This window comes from Halobacillus trueperi (assembly GCF_003386945.1).
Lineage (GTDB): Bacteria > Bacillota > Bacilli > Bacillales > Halobacillaceae > Halobacillus > Halobacillus aidingensis.
In genome coordinates this window covers 174,326-193,895 of record NZ_QUAE01000004.1, presented here as the reverse complement: position 1 = coordinate 193,895, position 19,570 = coordinate 174,326, and the positions used below count along the sequence as shown (strand labels likewise).

Sequence of the window (19,570 nt, the reverse complement as noted above, 5' to 3'; positions counted from 1 at the left end):
CATTCGTGTACGTGGGTTCGTTTATCTCATTTCTCGAAGGGGGGGTGGTTGGGAAGCTGCGAGACTCCCGTGGGAGAAGGAGATAGGCGAGATCCCGCATGACGTAGTCCGGGGAAGCTCGGCGCTCCCCCACAGGAAAGCGAGTTGCTTCCCAGCCACCCCCCCACCACTCAACACGGCAAACGAACCCCGAAACATCTCGAAATGAAGTCTTCCACAAAGATTGCCATATAGTTGAACAAAAGCATAAAAAATAGGCCTGGATTCTTACTTCCAGGCCTATTTTCAGAATTGTTTCACGTGAAACATTTATAATACGTAGGTGGCGAGGGTTTGTTGTACTTCTTCAATCGGACTGTCTTTTTTGAAGAGTTTCCCAATCGGTTCATTCGTTCCGGAGACCCAGATTTTCAATTCAGAATCGAGGTCAAAGCTGCCTGCTGTCTCGACACTGAAGTGAGTGATGCTCTTATAAGGAATGGAGTGATACTCGACCTTCTTCCCTGTCATACCTTGCTTATCGATAAGCAGCAAGCGGCGGTCGGTGAAAATGAAAGAATCTCTCAGAACTTTATACCCGCTTTGGATGTTTTCCCCTTCAATAAGGATGCCTTCAAGCTCTCTTTCAATCTTATCAACATCCACCTGACTGGCATTCCCCATCAGTCCATCTAAGAATCCCATCGGTATCCCTCCTATTTCATTAATCGCAATAACATGGCTTCACAAGGTTCGAGTTCAATCGTTAACACATTGTTTTTTGAACTAAAAATTCGTTTTTTGTTTTCTAGGTGCTGCCACTTTCCTTTTTGAATCGGCAAGTTGATCTCTATTTTCTTTCTTGTATTGCGGTTGAATAAATACAGCATTCGTTCATCACTCGTTTTTTCATTGAAATGGTCAACGCCGTTTTCTGTCCAGCGTTCAAAACCGATGACATCTTTGTCGAGGGTGAAAGATTTCCAATGACCAGTCCGGAGAGCTGTATGCTCTTTCCTCCACTGTCCAATTTGCTTATACCAATTCAGCAATTCTTTATTCTCTCGCCCCCAAGGGTATGGTTTGCGGTTATCAGGGTCAGCCCCGCCTGTCACGCCGGCTTCATCTCCATAGTACAAGGAAGGCACGCCAGGAAAAGCATAGAGCCATAGACTGAGAGATTTGATTTGCTTGATGATGAGCTTCTCTGCTTCCTCTTGACTAAAATCATCTGGAAGATAGTCTTCCAACATCGTTTGGATTCTCTCTACATCGTGACTGGAAAGCATGTTCATGACGGCATAGAAATACTCTTTCGGATAATGTTCACTTAACGTCATAAGTCGGCGATGAACGGTATATGCATCCATTTCACCTTTCATAAAGTCAAGCATTAATCGGCGCATAGGGTAGTTCATCACAGAATCCAGGACACCACCCAAGAAGTAGTCCCGTCGTTTCCCATAGGCCGTTTTGTTAGACGCATCCTCCCACACTTCCCCAAGGAGGACACTCGATTCATCCTTCTTCTTCAACTGACGATAAATTTGACTGATCAAGTCATCAGTCAGTTCATCAGCCACGTCCAGGCGCCAGTTTTTCATCCCAGATTGCTGCCAGGTCTTGATGACACTCTCTTCATCATGGACGAGGAAATCCTGATAGTCTTCATTTTCTTTATTCAATGTCGGAAGCGTTCCGACACCCCACCAAGCATCGTATTCATCCGGATAATGGTGGAAGGTGTACCAGCTGTAGTACGGGGAGTTTTTAGACTGATACGCGCCGAGAGAATCATATTTTCCTTCTCGATTAAAATAAATGCTGTTGCTTCCGGTATGACTGAAGACTCCATCCAGCATGATTTCAATCCCTCTCTCAGCCGCTTCCTTGATCAATGTTTCCAAGTCCTCTTTCGTACCAAGGAGAGGGTCGATTTTGTGGTAATCGCCTGTATCATATCGGTGGTTGCTCTCCGCTTCAAAAATCGGATTCAAATATATAACGGATACCCCTAAACCTTCAATGTAATCGAGCTTTTCAGTGATTCCTTTAAGGTTCCCACCGAAGAAGTCCCAACGAATGACTTCTCCTCGTTCATTCCGAATGTACACCGGATCATTTTCCCAATGGGCATGGATCAGACTCGTCTCGGGCGCCTTATCCCTTTCGAGCTTTCCTGCAGTATAGAAACGGTCCGGGAAGATTTGATACATCGTTGCGTTTTTCCACCAATCCGGGGTTTTATAAGAAGGGTCGTACACCGTGATCTGCCACGAAGGAGGTATATGATCGTACACCTTTCCCTCCCCGCTTTCATAGCTTTTTTCCCGTCCATAAAAAAGGGTTTGGTCCTCTAAGATGATTTCGAAAAAATACCAGATGAGCTGCGGCCTTTCAGGCATCCGGATTGTGGCTTCATAAGACACTTGCTGATGTTCCTGACTGCAAAGGTCCATCTCCTTCGTTTTCTCATCATCTGTGCGGTCTAAGATGTAGTGAAGGATGACGTGGGAAACCCTGTACCGGTCACTGATGTCAATTTTGAGCGTAACAGGAGAACCCTTCGGTGCTGCACCGAAAGGCTCTCGATAAGATTCTTCAAAACTATTGTGATACATATCCTTTTGTCTCACACATCCGTCCCCCTAAATAGTACCTCACTTCAACGTCTTCACACGTTGAATGTCCCATATATCGCGGGCATATTCCTGAATGGTCCGGTCGCTTGAGAAAACCCCGGATTGAGAGATATTGACAAGACTCTTCAAGTTCCATTGACGTTTGCGTTGATAATCCTGACTCACCTTTTTCTGAGCTAATACGTAGCTTGCAAAATCTTTAAGCACGAAATATTCATCGTTATAGGTCAGAAGGGCATCATAAATTTCCTGAAAGTCGGTCTCCCCTTTGGAAAACGGGCTGTAATGAATGAGTTCATCCATGATGTGACGGACACGCTCATCATTTTCATAAACGGTTCGGGAAGAATAGGATCCGTTTCGGTAATAATCCCACACTTCATCAGACGTTAAACCGAAAATGTAGATATTATCATCTCCGACAAGATCATGGATTTCAACGTTCGCTCCATCCATGGTTCCAAGGGTCAGCGCTCCATTCATCATGAACTTCATGTTGCCTGTTCCTGAGGCTTCTTTTGTAGCCATCGAAATTTGTTCACTGACATTGCTCGCAGGAATGATTTTCTCTGCGATGGAAACCGAGTAGTTTGGCAGGAAAACCACTTTTATATAATCCTTCACATCAGGGTCGTTATTGACCACAGATGCGATGCGGTTGATGAGTTGAATCACTTTTTTGGCAAAGTGATAGCTTGGCGCTGCTTTTGCTCCGAAGAAGAAGGTTCTCGGAACGATATCAAGCGTCGGGTCTGACTTCAATTCATTATATAAATGCATAATATGAAGGGCATTAAGCAGTTGGCGTTTGTACCCATGCAGTCGCTTAATATGGACATCAAAGATGGAATTCGGGTCGACCGTAATGCCTTGCGTATTTTTGACCCATTTGGCGAAGTCCATTTTGTTCTGCTGCTTGATTTCATGAAGCTGGTCAAGAAAAGCCAGATCATCTTTATGGTCAAGCAAGCGGGTCAATTGTTTCGGCTCTTTCATCCACTCCCCACCAATGGCCTCGGTAATGACAGAGGTCAATGGGCTGTTGGCATGCATCAACCAGCGACGGTGGGTAATGCCGTTCGTTTTATTGTTAAAGCGCTCAGGAAATGTGTTATAAAAACGTTTCATTTCGCGTTCCTTCAGGATATCCGTGTGGAGCTTAGCCACTCCATTGATGCTGTGACTGCCCACAATACTCAAGTGGGCCATTTTTACCTGTCCATCCGCCACGATTGCTAAATCTGCGATTCGATCGAATTCACCAGGATAGGTTTTCCATAAACCCTGACAAAAACGTTCATTGATTTCATCGATAATCATGAAAATCCGAGGAAGCAATGTCCGTACAAGGCCCACAGGCCACGACTCGAGAGCTTCGCTTAATGTCGTGTGGTTCGTATAAGAAACAGAGGACTGTGTTATTTCCCAGGCTTCCTCCCAGCCGATCCCTTTTTCATCCATAAGAATCCTCATCAGCTCTGGAATGACAAGCGCCGGATGCGTGTCGTTAATGTGAAGCGCTACCTTGTCAGGGAACGAGGACCATGGAAGTCCCAGCCTTTCAAACGAACGCACAACCGATTGCACTCCAGAGGACACTAAGAAGTATTCCTGTTTCAAGCGAAGGCTTTTACCTTCCTCTGTAGAGTCATCGGGGTAAAGGAAATCCGAGATGGATTCAAGGGATCGTTTATGATCTAAAAAGTGACCAAATACCCCTTGTCTTTCCGCTTTTGTCATCGTATCCTCCACCGTAGGTTCAGCGGACCAGAGCCTTAACGTGTTCACCGTATCATTGTGGTAACCGACAACGGGTACATCGTAAGGGACGGCCTGGATTGGTTCATAGTTTTCATATTTGAAATGGAGTTTTCCATCTTTATCTCTTGTCGATGATACATTCCCACCGAAACGGACTTCAATGGCATCTTCCGGGCGGCGGACTTCCCAGATGAATTCTTTTGAAAGCCAATAATCCGGGAATTCCACCTGTTTTCCATCGATGATATGCTGATCAAACATTCCATATCGGTACCGCAGACCATAGCCATGTCCAGCTAATTCTAAAGAAGCAAGGGAATCGAGAAAACAAGCAGCTAATCGTCCTAAGCCGCCATTACCAAGACCAGCATCACTTTCCTTCTTTTCAAGTTCCGATAAAGAAAGCCCGAGATCCGCTAATCCTTCTTCAACGAGCGAGAGTACGTCCAAGTTCAATAAATTATTGCCGAGCAGACGTCCCATTAAAAATTCCATGGAAAAGTAATACACCTGCTTTGTTTTATTCGTTTTGTACTCCCGATTTGTCTTCAACCAATCTTTATTGATCTTCTCTCGGATCAACGCCCCAAGAGACCGGTACGTATCGAACTCGGAAGCTGTGTCTATGGTCTTACCAAACTTACTTTCCAACTGCGCTTTGAACTCTGACTTGAATTCTTCTTTGTCACTGAACATCACCATGAAGGTTCCTCCTATCACCCCTGCTAACGAAACATGGATTGATAAAGATCCATATATTGATCAGCAGAGTTTTTCCATGTGAACTTACTCTTGCAAATGTTCTTCACAAGATTCTGCCAAGCAGCAGGTTCCTGATAGAATTCGAGTGCTCTGCGAATGGTGTACAGCATGTCATGGGCGTTGTAGTTGGTAAACGTAAATCCGTTCCCTTCTCCTGTCTCATCATTATATGGCTGAACGGTGTCCGCAAGTCCTCCCGTTTCCCTTACAATGGGAGCAGCCAAATATCGTAAAGCGATCAACTGGCCGATGCCGCATGGTTCAAAACGGGATGGCATGAGAAATAGATCGCTCGCCGCATAAATCTGTCTGGAAAAAGGTTCTGAAAATCGGATATTCGTAGACATTTTCTCTGGGTGTCGGTGCTGGGCCCACTGGAGCATCTGTTCATATTGGTATTCACCCGTACCAAGCAAGACGATCTGGACGTCATCTTCATGTAACAACTCATCGATGACCCGCCCGATCAAATCGAATCCTTTTTGCTCCACCAGCCTGGAAACGATGCCAATCATTGGAACATCTTTTCTGACCGGCAAACCAAGCTCCGCCTGCAGCCACATTTTGTTTTGGGCTTTCTTGATCAAAGAACTGCGATAAGGAAATGCCAGGGCATCGTCTTTCATAGGGTTATAGTTTTGATCGTCGATGCCGTTGACGATCCCGATCAATTCATCAGTACGCTTTCTTAACACTCCATCTAGGTTTTCCCCATAATAAGGCGTTTGAATCTCTTTTGCGTAAGTTTCACTGACCGTTGTAATGAAATCCGCGTAATTCAAGGCCCCTTTCATGAAATTGATGTCTCCGAAGAATTCAAACGCATCTTCACTCATCATGCTCTCATCAAAGTCCATCAAATCATGAAGCACAGATCGGGCAAATACGCCTTGATACTTCAAATTATGGATGGTAAAAACGGTTTTCATACCTTGAAGTTTCTCAACTTCCTTGTAATGGGTATGTAAGTAAACCGGAATCAACCCTGTCTGCCAGTCGTGGCAATGCAAAACATCAGGCGTCCAGTCCATCTCACAGACCCAATCCATGACGGCACGGTTGAAGAATACGAACCGTTCTGCTTCATCATCGTATCCGTAAAGATTTGAACGCTTGAAATAATACTCGTTATCTATGAAATAAACAGGAATACCTTCGTATTTAATATATTCGATGCCCGCATACTGGTTGCGCCAGCCCAGCTTTATGTTCAATTCATCCAGATGCTCCAGCTGTTCCTTCCAGAGGTCATCCATATTTTCATATTTCGGAAGGACGACACGGACGTCCGCACCTTGCTTTTTCAAGGCATGAGGAAGAGAACCCAGAACATCGGCAAGACCACCCGTTTTTATAAAAGGGGTACACTCAGAACCAATCATCAATACATTCACGTTTGACCCACTCCTTTAATTATTTGTTGGAAACATGTTCAAAACATCACGAATGAGCTGATTACATGAAAAGGACTGTCAGAGTGATAAGATCCGGACAGTCCCTTACATGGGGGTATTACATTGTTCTTCTTTTCGCGACGACATACGGCTTCTCTGGAGCACCGATCAATGTCTTCCCATTTGAAATGTTGCAATCTTTATCTAGAATGACGTTTTCTAAAACGACATTGCTATCAATTTCACAGCGTTGCATAATAATTGAATTTTTGATGACAGCTCCTTCAGCGACTTTCACACCTCGGAAGAGAATACTGTCCTCGACATGACCTTCAATGACACACCCATTTGCGACCATCGTATTGGAAACGTTTGATGTAGCGGTATAGTTGGATGGTGCTTCATTTTTAATTTTTGTGAACACGGGAGCATCGTCTTTGAACAATTCATCATGTTCTTCAGGATTCAAGAGCTTAGCGCTGTTACGATAGTAGCTTTCAACAGAGTTTACTAAAGCATGTCCACCATGGTATTCATACGCGTGGATATTGATTTCAGGCAATTGGGCTTTGATCCCGTCCAGGAAAAAATGGGAGCAGCCATGAGCGATGCATTTTTCGATCAAATTGTATAAGAGGTCTTTCTCAATGATGTACATATCCATGTACACATTGTTATTGCTATGATCATTGTGGATCGCTGTCACCCGGTTGTTTTCATCAACATCAAGCTTGTGGGCTCTTTGATGCTCGGGGTAAAGTTCATCCACTTTTTTGTAGATAACCGTAACATCTGCACCAGAGTTCTTATGTTCTTGCAGGACATCTTGATAATTGATGTTGCAGATGTGCTGAGAACCTGAGACAACGATATAGTTGGCTAATGTCCGATTGATGAAATCGATATTGTTGTGGAAATGCTGCAAGTCCCCACGTGAAATGTCTGTTGGATCATTCCAGTCTGGAGGAAGGATGAACAGCCCGCCACGCTTGCGGTCCAAGTCCCATGCTTTGCCTTGCTCCAAATGGTCCATCAGGGAGCGGTACTTTCTGCGAGCGAATACCGCTACGGATTCAATCCGGGAATTCGTCATATTTGAAATGGCGAAGTCGATCATCCGGTAACGCCCCCCAAATGGTACGGCTGCGCCACAACGGAAATAGGTCAACTCATCCAACATGTCTTGTTCGTGATCTAAGTTTATGATTCCTGCTATACGATCCATAAAATCCTCCCTTTAACTATTGGTAGCATAACTTGTGGCAAGGACACTTCCCTCGTCTGCCACGAGTGTAATTTCACTGTCTGGTGATGGGTCGCCGATGACCGCTCCATCTTCAATGACGCTGCCTTTTGAAATGATGGCACGGTGGATCTTCACATTTTTACCGATTTTCACATCAGGCATGATGACGCTATCTTTGACAACCGAAGATTCATCCACGTGCACACCATAGAAAATGATCGATGTATCTACGGTTCCCTTGATGCGGCAGCCCTCATTAATCAAAGCATTTCTCACATGAGCGGTCGGCGCGATATATTGTGGCGGCTGGTTCGGATTCTTTGAGTAAATGCGCCACTTTGAATCGTTCAAGTCCAACTCAGGCTCCCTTTTCAGAAGGTCCATGTTGGCTTCCCAAAGGCTGTCAATCGTACCGACATCCTTCCAGTAACCTTCGAATGTGTAAGCCATCAATTTTTTATAATCGTAAAGAAGAGCTGGAATGATGTCCTTCCCGAAGTCATGGGAGGAATTTTCTTTTTCTGCATCTTCAATCAGGTACTGTTTCAAAACATCCCAACGGAAAATGTAGACACCCATGGATGCCAGGTTACTCTTCGGATTCGCAGGTTTTTCATCAAACTCGGTAATTCTTCCCTCTCCATCCGTGTTCATAATGCCAAAACGGCTGGCGTCATCCCACGGCACTTCGATAACTGAAATCGTTGCATCAGCACCAGACCCTTTATGATAATCAAGCATGGCACCGTAATCCATTTTATAAATGTGGTCTCCAGACAGCACAAGAACATGTTCAGGTTCGTATTGATTCAAAAACTTCAAGTTACGGTAAATAGCGTTGGCTGTACCTGTGTACCAACCGCCGCCTTCTGCCTGCATGAATGGAGGCAGGACGGAAACACCGCCGTATTTACGGTCAAGATCCCATGTGTCTCCAATTCCGATATAGTCGTTCAAAATCAACGGTTCGTATTGGGTAAGGACACCGACTGTGTCGATGCCTGAATTCGTACAATTGCTCAATGGAAAGTCGATGATTCTATATTTACCGCCAAAGTAAACGGCAGGTTTTGCAATTTGTTTGGTTAATGACTTCAGTCTGGTTCCTTGGCCGCCAGCCAGAAGCATTGCTACACATTCTTTATTTTTCATGATTTTCCTCCTTGGATACTGAAGTTCTTTTCAAGAAGCTCACACCGAGCGGGGGAATCGTCATGGTAATATGCTGATCCTGTCCTTGCCATGGGGAAGGTACGCTTTCTAAAGGCAGCCCGTTCGTCTGCCCAGAACCTCCGAAATGTTCAGCGTCGCTCGAGAAGATCTCTTTATATGAGCCGTGTTTCGGTACTCCTACTCTGTAATCGTGGTAGACTTCTGGAGTGAAGTTGCAGACGACCACCAGTTGGTCATTTGATGTACGACTGTTGCGGACGAATGAGATGATGCTCTGCTCATAGTTGTTGGCATCGATCCACATGAAGCCTTCTTCCTTATGATCGAGTTCCCATAAGGCAGGCATATCTTGATACAATTGGTGCAATTGTTTCGTATAATCCAATATGGAGGCGTGGGAATCATAATCCAACAACTCCCAATCCAGATCCTCTAAATCTTTCCACTCATCGAACTGTCCGAATTCACCTCCCATGAACATGAGTTTCTTCCCTGGGTGGGCATACATATAGGCAAGAAAGGCGCGCAAGTTCGCGAACTTCTGCCAGTAATCACCCGGCATTTTATTTAGCAGCGATTTCTTGCCATGAACGACCTCATCATGAGAAATCGGTAATACAAAATTCTCAGAAAAAGCATAGAACAAAGAGAAGGTAATCAAGTTATGATGATACTTCCGGTGAACGGGATCCATCTCCATATACTTGAGCATGTCGTTCATCCAGCCCATGTTCCATTTATAATTGAATCCGAGCCCGCCGATATAGGTCGGAGCACTGACGAGCGGCCATGAGGTGGACTCTTCGGCCATCATTAATACATCAGGTGTCTCCTCAAAAATAGCTTCGTTCATTTTTTTGATAAACGATACGGCTTCCAAGTTTTCACGACCGCCGTACTCATTCAGCTCCCAATCGCCATCTTCCTTGCCGAAATCCAAATAAAGCATGCTCGCCACGGCATCGACCCGTAAACCATCGAGGTGGTATTCCTTGAGCCAGTAGATCGCGTTCGAAATCAAGAAGCTCTGAACTTCGTTTCTAGCAAAATCGAATGTGAGCGTGCCCCACTGTGTTTTCTCCGCCTTACTGGGATTAGCATATTCATAGAGAGCTTCACCATCGAACCGGCGTAACCCATGGGCATCCTTACAAAAATGACCCGGAACCCAATCCAATATGACACCGATCCCATATTTATGACACTGGTCGACAAAATACTTGAAATCATCGGGGGTTCCATAACGGGAGGTGACAGAATAGTACCCAGTCGCCTGGTAGCCCCATGAACGATCAAAAGGGTGCTCAGTCAATGGAAGGAGTTCAATATGGGTGTATCCTAGATCTTTGACGTAAGGAATGACCATATCGGCGTAGTCCCGGTAATTATAGAAGACCTCAGGTTCGATGTTTTTCCATGAACCTAAATGAAGCTCGTAGATGGACATCGGAGATTCATAGGGGTTCTTCGCTTTCCTCTGCTTCATCCATTCGTCATCCCCCCACGAGTAATTGTCTAATGGGTAGACGACAGAAGCCGTATCAGGTCGAAGCTCGCTGGATATTGCATATGGATCCGCTTTCAGCTGAAGATGTCCGTGAGCCGTTAATATCTCATACTTGTATATCGTGCCTTTTTCAAGACCCGGAATGAAGGCGATCCAAATTCCGTTATCATTGATTTTTTCCATCGGGTTCTCCCGGCCGTCCCAATCGTTGAACATCCCGACGACACTTACCTGAACCGCATGGGGAGCCCAAACGGTGAAACGGATACCTTTTTCTCCGTTTCTTGTATCCGGATGCGCTCCGAGCAGCCTGTGACTGTAACGGAGGTTTCCTTCATGGAATAAATAGATATCATGCTCTAAAGTTGTATCTTGGACCACACCATCACTCCTCTTTAAACTAGTAGATTTTTAGTTTCTGTTGATGAACATGCAAAAAATTTACGTGTTTTATTTTTGCCTATATTCATCATAAAATCAGAAAACCTCTTTTACAATTGCTATTAATAAAAATTTTCTGAAAAGTTTTGTCGAATCGTGACGAATTTTTATACATACTCATTATTCCTGCTTACTTTTATAATAACGTTTATAAGTAAGCGCTTGCATAAATATGTACTTCCCTCTTCCTTTTATGGAAAAACCTTACTCAGACAAAAGATTCCAAATATAGGACTTTTATAGTGATAGATGAATAGGGATTCGTCGTTGGAAGAGTTGCTTTTTGTTTTTTAATCTGTTCCTCCAGGCAGGTGGATGGGGGGCATTCGCTTTCCAATGCAAAGATTCCTTCCTAATCTGGTTTACATTCGTTTCAGTCAACGGCGAACGGACTGAGCTGGCTAAGAAGAAGGAGTCATGAGGATCGGACCGATTCTTTGTTGGTTTTCCTTATATAAGTGAGAAGATTCCCAGCGCCCATTGGCCCTACTAAAAGAAAGAAACGACTTTTACTCAATTTGAGGAAAATGGACGATCTTTTGAATTTACATAAACTTCTAACGCGGAGAGTGTTTCATTGAAAAAGATTAGTGGTATAGCTTTACAAGAATTAATCGGGTCAGCTGGAGGCAGATGCTCCGGTGGCTTTTTTTCTCTATTGCCAAAAAGCAGTTAGAGAAATCCTAAAACATAAAAGAGGTGAAGAGTCATGTCATTAGCGGGAATTAGTTTACTCATCATCGCGATTGCCTTTGCATTCATAGCCATCTTCGTTGTGAAAACACTGAAAGCTGCATCGAGTACAATGACGAGTGTTTCACAGACGTTAGAAAAGGTTGAAGGGCAGATGCAGGGTATCACAACAGAATCAGAGAGCTTACTTAAGAAAACGAATTACATCGCTTCAGATATTGAAACCAAGACAAAGACGCTTGATGGTCTGATGGATGCCCTTGACAATGTCGGTACCACGGTCGGACATGTCAATCAATCCATTCAAGGCGTTTCTGAAAGTGTCGCACACGCTTCTCATGAAAGAGATGAAAAAGTCACAAAAGCGCTCCGCTGGGGAGATGCAGCTATTGAACTTTATCTGAAATGGAAGAGAAAAAAAGTACACTAAAGAAGAGAGGTTTTTTAAATGGACTTTTTAGGAATCGGTGTTTTAATTATCGGAATCGCTTTTGCGATTGTCTCTATCTTCCTCATTAAAGCATTGAACAACTTGGCAGGTGTCCTTGGCGGTGTCAAAAAAACCGTAGATCAACTGCCAGAGCAACTGGATTCTGTCATGAAAGAAACGACAGGTGTCCTGCACCACAGTAACGACACATTAGCAGACGTCAATGAAAAGATTCGGGCTCTCAGTCCTCTTTTCTATATCGTCGGGGATATCGGTGAATCTTCAAGGAAGCTTACGTCCTCTCTTGTTGATATGACTTATTCACTGAAGCAAACAACCCATGAAGGCGAACAAAAAATTAACGAAGAAGGTTGGCGTGGTGTTTATGGAGCTCTTGCTTTAACGTATTACTTTTCACAAAAACGAAAAGCATTGAAAGCCGCTCAGTTGGAGACCACTTCATCATGAAGGCACTCGAATGGATCATCGGCATCATCGCCGGTTTCGTCAGTGGATTAGCTTTGAGGATATGGATCAAGGAACCGTCCGTTTCAAAAATGAAGTATGACCGCAAAAAAGAGGAATTTTATGATACGGGTAGAAATCAATATGAAGACATCCAGGCGACAAAAGAAAAAATGCGTATCGAAGCACAAAAAAATTTAACAACCGAAAGGGGAATTTCCTAATGGAAAACCAAAATGTAAATCAAAATGTAAACCAGCAACCACAAACACCTAAAAAAAGAGGCAACAAAAAACTGCCGATTGCTATTTTAACAGGAGCATTAGTCGGCGGGGCTTTCATTCTTATTAAAGATCCTACAGAAAGAAAGCGTCTGAAAGAAGGCACTCGTTCAACGAAAGATGCGGTTTCCGGCTATGCTTCTGAGGTGAAAGAAAATCCATCCGCGAAAAAAGATGACCTTGTCACACGCGTCCGCAATGTCGTGAACATTGTAAGTGAAGCAGCCGCAACCGTTCAAGATGTATTTAACAACCAAGGAAAAGAAATTGCTGATAAAGCGAAAGATATTAAAGAAGAGTCTGAAGAAATTATAAACACTGCGAAAGATGCCGGAGAAGACTTGCAGGAAGTTGGAGATAAAGCCAAAGAAGCGAAGGACGAGCTTTCAGAAGATTCGGATGAGGAAAATGCAACGGTACCACAAGAAAAAGTCGTAGAGGTTAATCCTCAACGCTAATTCAATTTTTCATTAAAGAAGCCCGGCACACCAACGTGCAGGGCTTCTTATTTTTCACAACAAAGGAGGAGGAAACATACATGTCCATCGTTTTAAAACGTATTTACGATGAGGAAAAACAAACAGGAGGATACCGGGTCCTCATTGATCGTGTGTGGCCACGGGGTATTTCAAAAGAAAAGGCGCAACTGGATGAATGGGCTAAAGAACTCACGCCAACCTCTTCCCTCAGACAATGGTTTAATCATGACCCTGACAAATTCAATGAATTTGAATCCAAGTACAAAAAAGAACTGCACCAATCTGAGGAGGCAAAATCAAAGAAAAAAGAATTGCAAGAGATCGCTCAAAACCACCGGGTAGTTCTTTTGTATGGAGCAAAAAATGAAAAGCAGAACCATGCCATTGTATTGAAAGATTGGCTTGAGAGTCAGGATTGAGAACGGGAAGCGCTTAATTTTAAGGCATTCCCCCTCTTCTCGTATCCGGGTTCTCCCCCCCCCGTTCCATTCCAGGTTCTAAAAGCTTTATAGGAACCGATTGCGTTTAACAGAAAAATGACAAGGGCAGCCGGACTAAAAAAGTAAAAACTCCGCTCCCCCCGTCTGACCGTGAAATGTAAACGCCCCCATGAAATCTTGATTAATACATTGGTGAGAACCTGAAATTTGGCTATGGTTCGCTTCTTCACATCTAATCTGTAAGCTCCGTCAACTGTTGAGAAGAAGCCGCCACCTTATAAACCGCCCCATTGATTTCCTCGATGACCTGAGCGAATTGTTCAAGTTCTGCTTCAATCCCTGCATTATACGCTTTGTTTTGGCCCATCGCAGATACAATTTCAGTGAAAAATTGATTGATTTGATCCATGCTATCTGCACCTTCAGAAATCATGGTGTTGATGTTGCCGACATTACTAGAAACGTTGTGGATCTGGCCACTTGTAGTGGAGATTAAATCTGACACCTCTGCTACTGAATTCTGCGTCTGCTCAGACAACTTCCGTACTTCATTTGCGACCACGGTAAAACCTGCGCCGTGCTCACCAGCTCTTGCGGCTTCAATCGACGCATTCAATGAGAGTAAATTCGTTTGTTCTGCAATGGAAGAAACGATCGTTACTATTTTACTGATTTCTTCAGCGACATGCTTCAACTTTTCCATGTCCCCAGAGATTTCATTGATGTTTTCTTGAATCTGGTTCATTTGTTTTTGCTGAATTTCCAGGCGCTTCTTCCCATCCATCGACTGCTGCTCCACTTGTTGGGCGACTTTGGAACCTTTTTTGGAATCACCGACAATTTTATCTGTCTGTTCCGTCAATTGCTCTGTGGATGCACTCGCCTGTTGAGAGACAGCTGCTACCTCTTCAGACATTTGATCCACTCTACGATACGCCTCTTCCCTTTTCTCCACTTCAACCTGACGGAGCTCCTCTGCTTCTTCCTGGAACATCTCAAGAACGAGCTGCTGCTCAATATTTAGGATTTTAGTCGTTGCACGTGTTGCCTGACCATAATGCTCACTTGGAAGCTCCTGTTCATAAATGTCCATGAACGATAATAATAGGTCCTGGAAAGCACACATGTACCATTTCGGTTCCAGCCCAATTTTTAAATGCACGGTCGCAATTCTTTTTCTTTTTTCAATAAAAGTGATATCAATCGTACCGTTGAACATTTCCTGAATATGAACCGTCAATGTCTGTTTTAAACGATCGATAGAACTATGATGATTGATGATCCGTTCTAAGGATGGTTCATTTTCCAAATTTTTATAGAATTGGGTCACGATTCGATCAATGTGATTACTGATCATTGGCTTTAATGATTGCAGGATCGCCAAATCCTGTTCACTAAGATGAACCATTTTAAACTGTGTATGTAGATCAGAATCTTTTGGTATGTTAATGACCCCGGTAAACCCTTCCCCAAGCGGCCTGACTTCCTCTTTTTTCTTTGTCATGAATAAACCCATGTTCATCCCCCTTAAGTTGACTCTCTCTTCTAGTAATATCGACTTAAATGATCGAACAGTTAAGTAAGATTCCACTTCTTCCCCAAACGCTCCCTATTGTGGAAGACTAAATTTCGAGACTTTTGTAGAGTGGATGGGGGCTGCGGGGAATAACTCGCTTTCCGCGGGAGCGCGGCGAGCCTCCTCGGACTGCGTCCTGTGGGGTCTAACCATGCACTTTTTTCCCGCAGGAGTCTCGCCATTCCCCTCCGCCCCTTTGCCATATTAGTATCTCGAAACCACTTCTGGAATAAGCTGCTTTTATGCACATGTTAATTGGAGGGGAATCAACTCCCAAGGACGCTATTTTACATGCGGAAAGCTTGTTATAGAGCGCTTTATGCATATAACAAAAGGATAGTGGAAGACAACCTCCTTTGGTAAAGGGGGTCGTTTCTCACATGCATCGAATGGAAGCCACTCGCTTTCCAACCACCCCTGACGCTCAAACGAAGCAACGAACCCCGAAATCATCTCAAAATCGAGTCTTCAAGAATCCTGCCATATAGTTGAACTACGTGGGTTTATGAATGGAAAGAAAATCCCCCACACGGCATTATGCCGTGTGGGGGATTTGGTTACGCGTCAGCGTTGTATCCTAAACGCTCACGGTCGACGTACTCATTCGGAACTTCTCCGAAATGTGTACTGTGGTTTTTGAATTGAGCTTTTCGGCCATTCCGGTGTTCGCCATGACTCTTTCTTTCCTTGAACTGGCGATCCGGCTTTTTCTCCTTGTTGCCCATCCTAATCACCTCGTGTAAAACATAATGTCTTACACGGTTATTATGTTTCAATTACCTGAAATTATTCATGAACTTGAAACGATTGCTCATGTGTCCTCCATTTCTCCAAATGCCTGCGGAACAAGGCCATGACGATCAAATGTGCCTTTGCCTGGGTGTATTTGTATAAGAACCATGGCAATGATGGCATATAGTCATGAATGGCTACAATCGCTTCATCTTTCCCCGGAATTTTCCTAAATTCAAGTCTTCCCCTGACGTTTTTCTCTTTGTTAGTCAACCGGCCCCCCGATATATAATATAAGGCACGGTCCTTCGTGCTTCTTTCGGCTGAATAGGTGAAGTCCAGTAGGGGGATGTCATTAAAGATCACCCCAATATGACAACAGTGGGTTTCATCTACGGTTGTTTTCACCCATGGATTCAACACCTTTTCCAACCACTTCACATAGTACTTCCCAATCCAGTCTGCAGAATGGCCCTGAGGGAGCGGGATACGCTGGACAGAGCGGACATCATCCTGCATGGCAGGGAGGTTAGGTCTGTTCGATTTTTCTTTGGGTTGCTTTTCTTCCTCTTTCAGAGCGCACTCGGCCGCTTCCTCGAAAGGAGTTTTCCCTTCACTGATTCCATCCACTTTATTTTGGGACTGGGCGACCATTGGATGAATAAGACTTTCAATGAGTGGGTACACCATTTCTTTTGGTGCTCCTGTCACGAGTCTTACCCATAACTTAGACAAATCAATGGTCAAAAAAGGGACATTGACCATTAAAGGTTTTCTGCCCATAACGCCTGCCACTTTCTTCATCATCTCCTCATAAGTCATCATATCCGGACCTCCAACGTCTATCGAACGTCCTTTTAAGCACTCTTCGCCGATACTTTGATCGAGCGACCCGATCACGTCCGATAAGGCGATTGGCTGCGTTTTCGTTTTTGTCCATTGTGGAAGAACCATAAAAGGAAGACGCTTGACTAACTTTTTCAATATCGGAAACGAAGACCCTCTTGGGCCGACGATAAGTCCTGCACGGATCGTTGTCACAGGCACTCCATATGCCCCTAGGATCTTTTCCACTTCAAGTCGACTCTTCAAATGACGGGAAAGTCCTGGTTGGTCTTCAGGGATGATGCCGCTCAAATAAACGATTTGCTTCACTCCTACTTTTTTTGCAGCCTGAGCGAAATTATCAGCAAGGATGACATCCATATCTTCAAAAGATCCCTGGGTCAACTTAGCCGAGGGCATCATCGAGTGCACAAGATATACAGCGATATCCGCTCCATCGAGGCCTTTTTCTGCATCAGCCATCGAGTATAAATCGCACGATCGCCAAGTCACTTGGTCACTGTCTTCCTTTTCGTCTCCATTCCGGGATAGAGCGATGATGTCAGCACGGCCTCTCAGCTTTTCCATTAAGTTCTGTCCTATATATCCACTCGCCCCTGCAAGAGCAACGACATTATTCTCCTCCACACACGTCACTTCCTTTACGCTTTTTGAGCCTAGTACCCTTATCCACCCCGCATGTAACCCCTATCCTTTGAGCAATACTTAACTATATGGCAGGATAGTAGAAGGCTCGATTTCGAGATGTTTATAAGAGTTTTGGCTGCGTGAAAGCGCCCCTTCCCACAAAGCCCTGGAACACCTCAAAAAATTTATCAAAACTGAGCCTTTCTACAATAGAGAATTTATATAGAAGATAAAATATGGGATATGAGGAAGGCTTTGATTAAGAGTATGTAAATGGTAAGCAACACCGTTGACATCCTTGACCACATGCCTTATCTTACTCTAGTAAACCTTAGTAAACCAATCAGTATTATTCTGTTTAAATATTAATAAAAAGGAGGGGTTCACCATGAGTAAGTTGTGGAGAATCTACACACAAACATCATTGATTAAAAAAATCACCGTAGCCCTGGTGCTCGGTGTATCCGTCGGTCTCCTGTTCGGAGAAGACGCGGCTGTTCTGGCCCCTTTTGGTGACCTATTGCTCCGTCTTCTGAAATTTATTATTGTACCGTTAATTCTGTTTACCCTTATAGTTGGGATTAATCAGACGAACATCGGTTCATTGGGACGCATGGGAGGAAAGGTCTTCCTTTATTACCTTGGCACTTCTGCCCTTGCTATATTAGTGGGCGTGTCCGTCGCAACTTTGTTTAATCCGGGTACAGGGATGAGTCTTGGGAATGAAACCGTGGATGTTCCTGATAATCCTGGAGTCACCAGCGTGCTCTTAAACATCGTGCCTGAAAATATTCTTACAGCCTTAACGGAAATGAACTTGCTCGGAATCATCTTTACTGCGTTCGTCTTTGGTTTGGCGCTCTCTTACATGCGGTCGACCAACGCTTATCAAAGTCTGGGAGGGCATTTGTACAAAGTTATAAACGCTTTGAATGAAGCGACTTTAATCGTCATGAAGGGAATCCTTCAATATGTACCCATCGGCATATTTGCGATTATTGCTGAAGTCGTTGGTACACAAGGGGCGAACACGCTATTGGAGTTAGGGAACTTCATCGTCGTCCTTTATGTAGGTTTACTTGTACAATTAGCTATTTATATTCTTTTCCTATTTATGAGCAAGCGAAAGCCGAATGCTTTCTTCAAAGAAGCACGCACTCCGATGTTAACAGCCTTTGTTACACAGAGCAGTTCAGGTACGCTGCCTGTTACACTAAATGCTGCGAAGAACATGGGGTTGAATAAAAGTTTATATGGCTTCAGCCTTCCTTTAGGAGCGACGATCAATATGGATGGTGCAGCTATTCGAATTGCGGTATCTGCTGTATTCGCTGCTAACATTATTGGTGATCCATTAAGCTTTGTCTCCATCCTTCAAATCGTCATTGTTGGAACACTCGCTTCTGTCGGAACAGCTGGAGTCCCAGGTGCCGGAATCATTATGATTGCGACTGTGTTTTCACAAGTAGGACTGCCTATGGAAGCTGTCGCCCTCCTTGCCTCCGTTGACGTTCTAATCGGTATGGGAGCGACAGCCCTAAACGTAACCGGCGACCTTGTCGGAACTTCACTCATTAATAAAACCGAAAAGAATCAATCCTAAAAACCCGAAATCCTCCGTCCTAAACAGACGGGGGTTTTTTCGCTATATGGCAGGATTGTAGAAGACTTGATTTCGAGATCGGGGTTCGTGGCCTTGTTTGGCGTCAGGGGTGGTTGGGAGTTTATTCATACTCTCCCATCAAGCTGGATAGCTACTTATCCGAGAAGTGGTTTCGAGATACTTATATGGCAAAGGGGCGGAGGGGAATGAGGAGACTCCTGCGGGGAAAAAGTGCTTGGTGAGACCCCACAGGACGCAGTCCGAGGAGGCTCACCGCGCTCCCGCGGAAAGCGAGCCATTCCCCGAAAACCCTATCCACACAACAAACATCTCAAAACTTAGCCTTCCAGAAAAGGCAGATTTAGTTGAAAAAGTTATAAATCGACAAAGATTTTATAAAAAATGTAGTTTCAACAAAAGAAATACCAGGGAAAGTGAGTATATATTAAAACTACTCAAATGGGAAAACATAACCCCAGTAAGAAAGAGGTGA

Annotated in this window: 16 protein-coding genes; 6 read left to right on the top strand and 10 right to left on the bottom strand. The window is 44.2% G+C overall.

Going from position 1 to position 19,570, the window contains the following annotated elements:
- Positions 1-309: 309 nt before the first annotated feature.
- From DYE48_RS07475 to glgB, 7 genes are all read right to left on the bottom strand, one after another.
- Positions 310-684 (bottom strand): PH domain-containing protein, encoded by a 375-nt coding sequence (locus tag DYE48_RS07475; protein WP_115823083.1) that lies wholly within the window; start codon positions 682-684, stop codon positions 310-312.
- A gap of 11 nt (positions 685-695) precedes the next feature.
- Complete coding sequence (locus DYE48_RS07470) at positions 696-2,615, bottom strand: glycoside hydrolase family 13 protein (RefSeq protein ID WP_115823082.1); 1,920 nt, start codon at positions 2,613-2,615, stop codon at positions 696-698.
- A gap of 24 nt (positions 2,616-2,639) precedes the next feature.
- Positions 2,640-5,078: a glycogen/starch/alpha-glucan phosphorylase gene (locus DYE48_RS07465; RefSeq protein ID WP_115823165.1), complete on the bottom strand. Its 2,439-nt coding sequence runs from the start codon at positions 5,076-5,078 to the stop codon at positions 2,640-2,642.
- A 29-nt stretch (positions 5,079-5,107) separates the two neighbouring features.
- Positions 5,108-6,538 (bottom strand): glycogen synthase GlgA, encoded by a 1,431-nt coding sequence (gene glgA / locus DYE48_RS07460; RefSeq protein WP_115823081.1) that lies wholly within the window; start codon positions 6,536-6,538, stop codon positions 5,108-5,110.
- Between the two features lie 118 nt (positions 6,539-6,656).
- The gene (glgD, locus tag DYE48_RS07455; protein WP_115823080.1) at positions 6,657-7,763 is read right to left on the bottom strand and encodes a glucose-1-phosphate adenylyltransferase subunit GlgD; all 1,107 of its coding nucleotides are present in this window, start codon (positions 7,761-7,763) and stop codon (positions 6,657-6,659) included.
- A 12-nt stretch (positions 7,764-7,775) separates the two neighbouring features.
- Positions 7,776-8,936 (bottom strand): glucose-1-phosphate adenylyltransferase, encoded by a 1,161-nt coding sequence (locus tag DYE48_RS07450; RefSeq protein WP_115823079.1) that lies wholly within the window; start codon positions 8,934-8,936, stop codon positions 7,776-7,778.
- Positions 8,926-10,845 carry a 1,4-alpha-glucan branching protein GlgB gene (gene glgB / locus DYE48_RS07445; protein WP_089650609.1) on the bottom strand — a complete coding sequence of 640 codons (1,920 nt, stop codon included), beginning with the start codon at positions 10,843-10,845 and terminating at the stop codon, positions 8,926-8,928. The genes DYE48_RS07450 and glgB overlap by 11 nt, the downstream gene beginning before the upstream one ends.
- 769 nt (positions 10,846-11,614) lie before the next feature.
- Here glgB and DYE48_RS07440 point away from each other — a divergent pair.
- From DYE48_RS07440 to DYE48_RS07425, 5 genes are all read left to right on the top strand, one after another.
- Positions 11,615-12,028, top strand: a complete 414-nt coding sequence (locus DYE48_RS07440) for a DUF948 domain-containing protein (protein WP_115823078.1) — start codon at positions 11,615-11,617, stop codon at positions 12,026-12,028.
- 18 nt (positions 12,029-12,046) lie between these two features.
- A complete protein-coding gene (locus tag DYE48_RS07435) occupies positions 12,047-12,496 on the top strand; it encodes a DUF948 domain-containing protein (protein ID WP_089650611.1) in 450 nt (149 codons plus the stop codon).
- Positions 12,493-12,717 (top strand): hypothetical protein, encoded by a 225-nt coding sequence (locus DYE48_RS21380; RefSeq protein ID WP_244157015.1) that lies wholly within the window; start codon positions 12,493-12,495, stop codon positions 12,715-12,717. The genes DYE48_RS07435 and DYE48_RS21380 overlap by 4 nt, the downstream gene beginning before the upstream one ends.
- Positions 12,717-13,232, top strand: coding sequence for a hypothetical protein (locus tag DYE48_RS07430; protein WP_244199391.1), 516 nt, complete (start codon positions 12,717-12,719; stop codon positions 13,230-13,232). The genes DYE48_RS21380 and DYE48_RS07430 overlap by 1 nt, the downstream gene beginning before the upstream one ends.
- Positions 13,233-13,312: 80 nt before the next feature.
- Positions 13,313-13,672 carry a DUF488 domain-containing protein gene (locus DYE48_RS07425; protein WP_115823077.1) on the top strand — a complete coding sequence of 120 codons (360 nt, stop codon included), beginning with the start codon at positions 13,313-13,315 and terminating at the stop codon, positions 13,670-13,672.
- Between the two features lie 253 nt (positions 13,673-13,925).
- Here the strand turns inward: DYE48_RS07425 and DYE48_RS07420 are convergent, their stop codons facing one another.
- From DYE48_RS07420 to DYE48_RS07410, 3 genes are all read right to left on the bottom strand, one after another.
- Entirely contained in the window at positions 13,926-15,209 is a 1,284-nt protein-coding gene (locus tag DYE48_RS07420) for a globin-coupled sensor protein (RefSeq protein ID WP_167449462.1), read from the bottom strand.
- Positions 15,210-15,826: 617 nt separating this feature from the next.
- Positions 15,827-15,994, bottom strand: a complete 168-nt coding sequence (locus tag DYE48_RS21125) for a hypothetical protein (protein WP_167449461.1) — start codon at positions 15,992-15,994, stop codon at positions 15,827-15,829.
- Between the two features lie 61 nt (positions 15,995-16,055).
- Positions 16,056-17,474 carry an NAD(P)H-binding protein gene (locus DYE48_RS07410; protein ID WP_115823074.1) on the bottom strand — a complete coding sequence of 473 codons (1,419 nt, stop codon included), beginning with the start codon at positions 17,472-17,474 and terminating at the stop codon, positions 16,056-16,058.
- 388 nt (positions 17,475-17,862) lie between these two features.
- Between DYE48_RS07410 and DYE48_RS07405 the strand changes: the two genes are divergently transcribed.
- Complete coding sequence (locus DYE48_RS07405) at positions 17,863-19,077, top strand: dicarboxylate/amino acid:cation symporter (RefSeq protein ID WP_115823073.1); 1,215 nt, start codon at positions 17,863-17,865, stop codon at positions 19,075-19,077.
- Positions 19,078-19,570 lie beyond the last annotated feature (493 nt).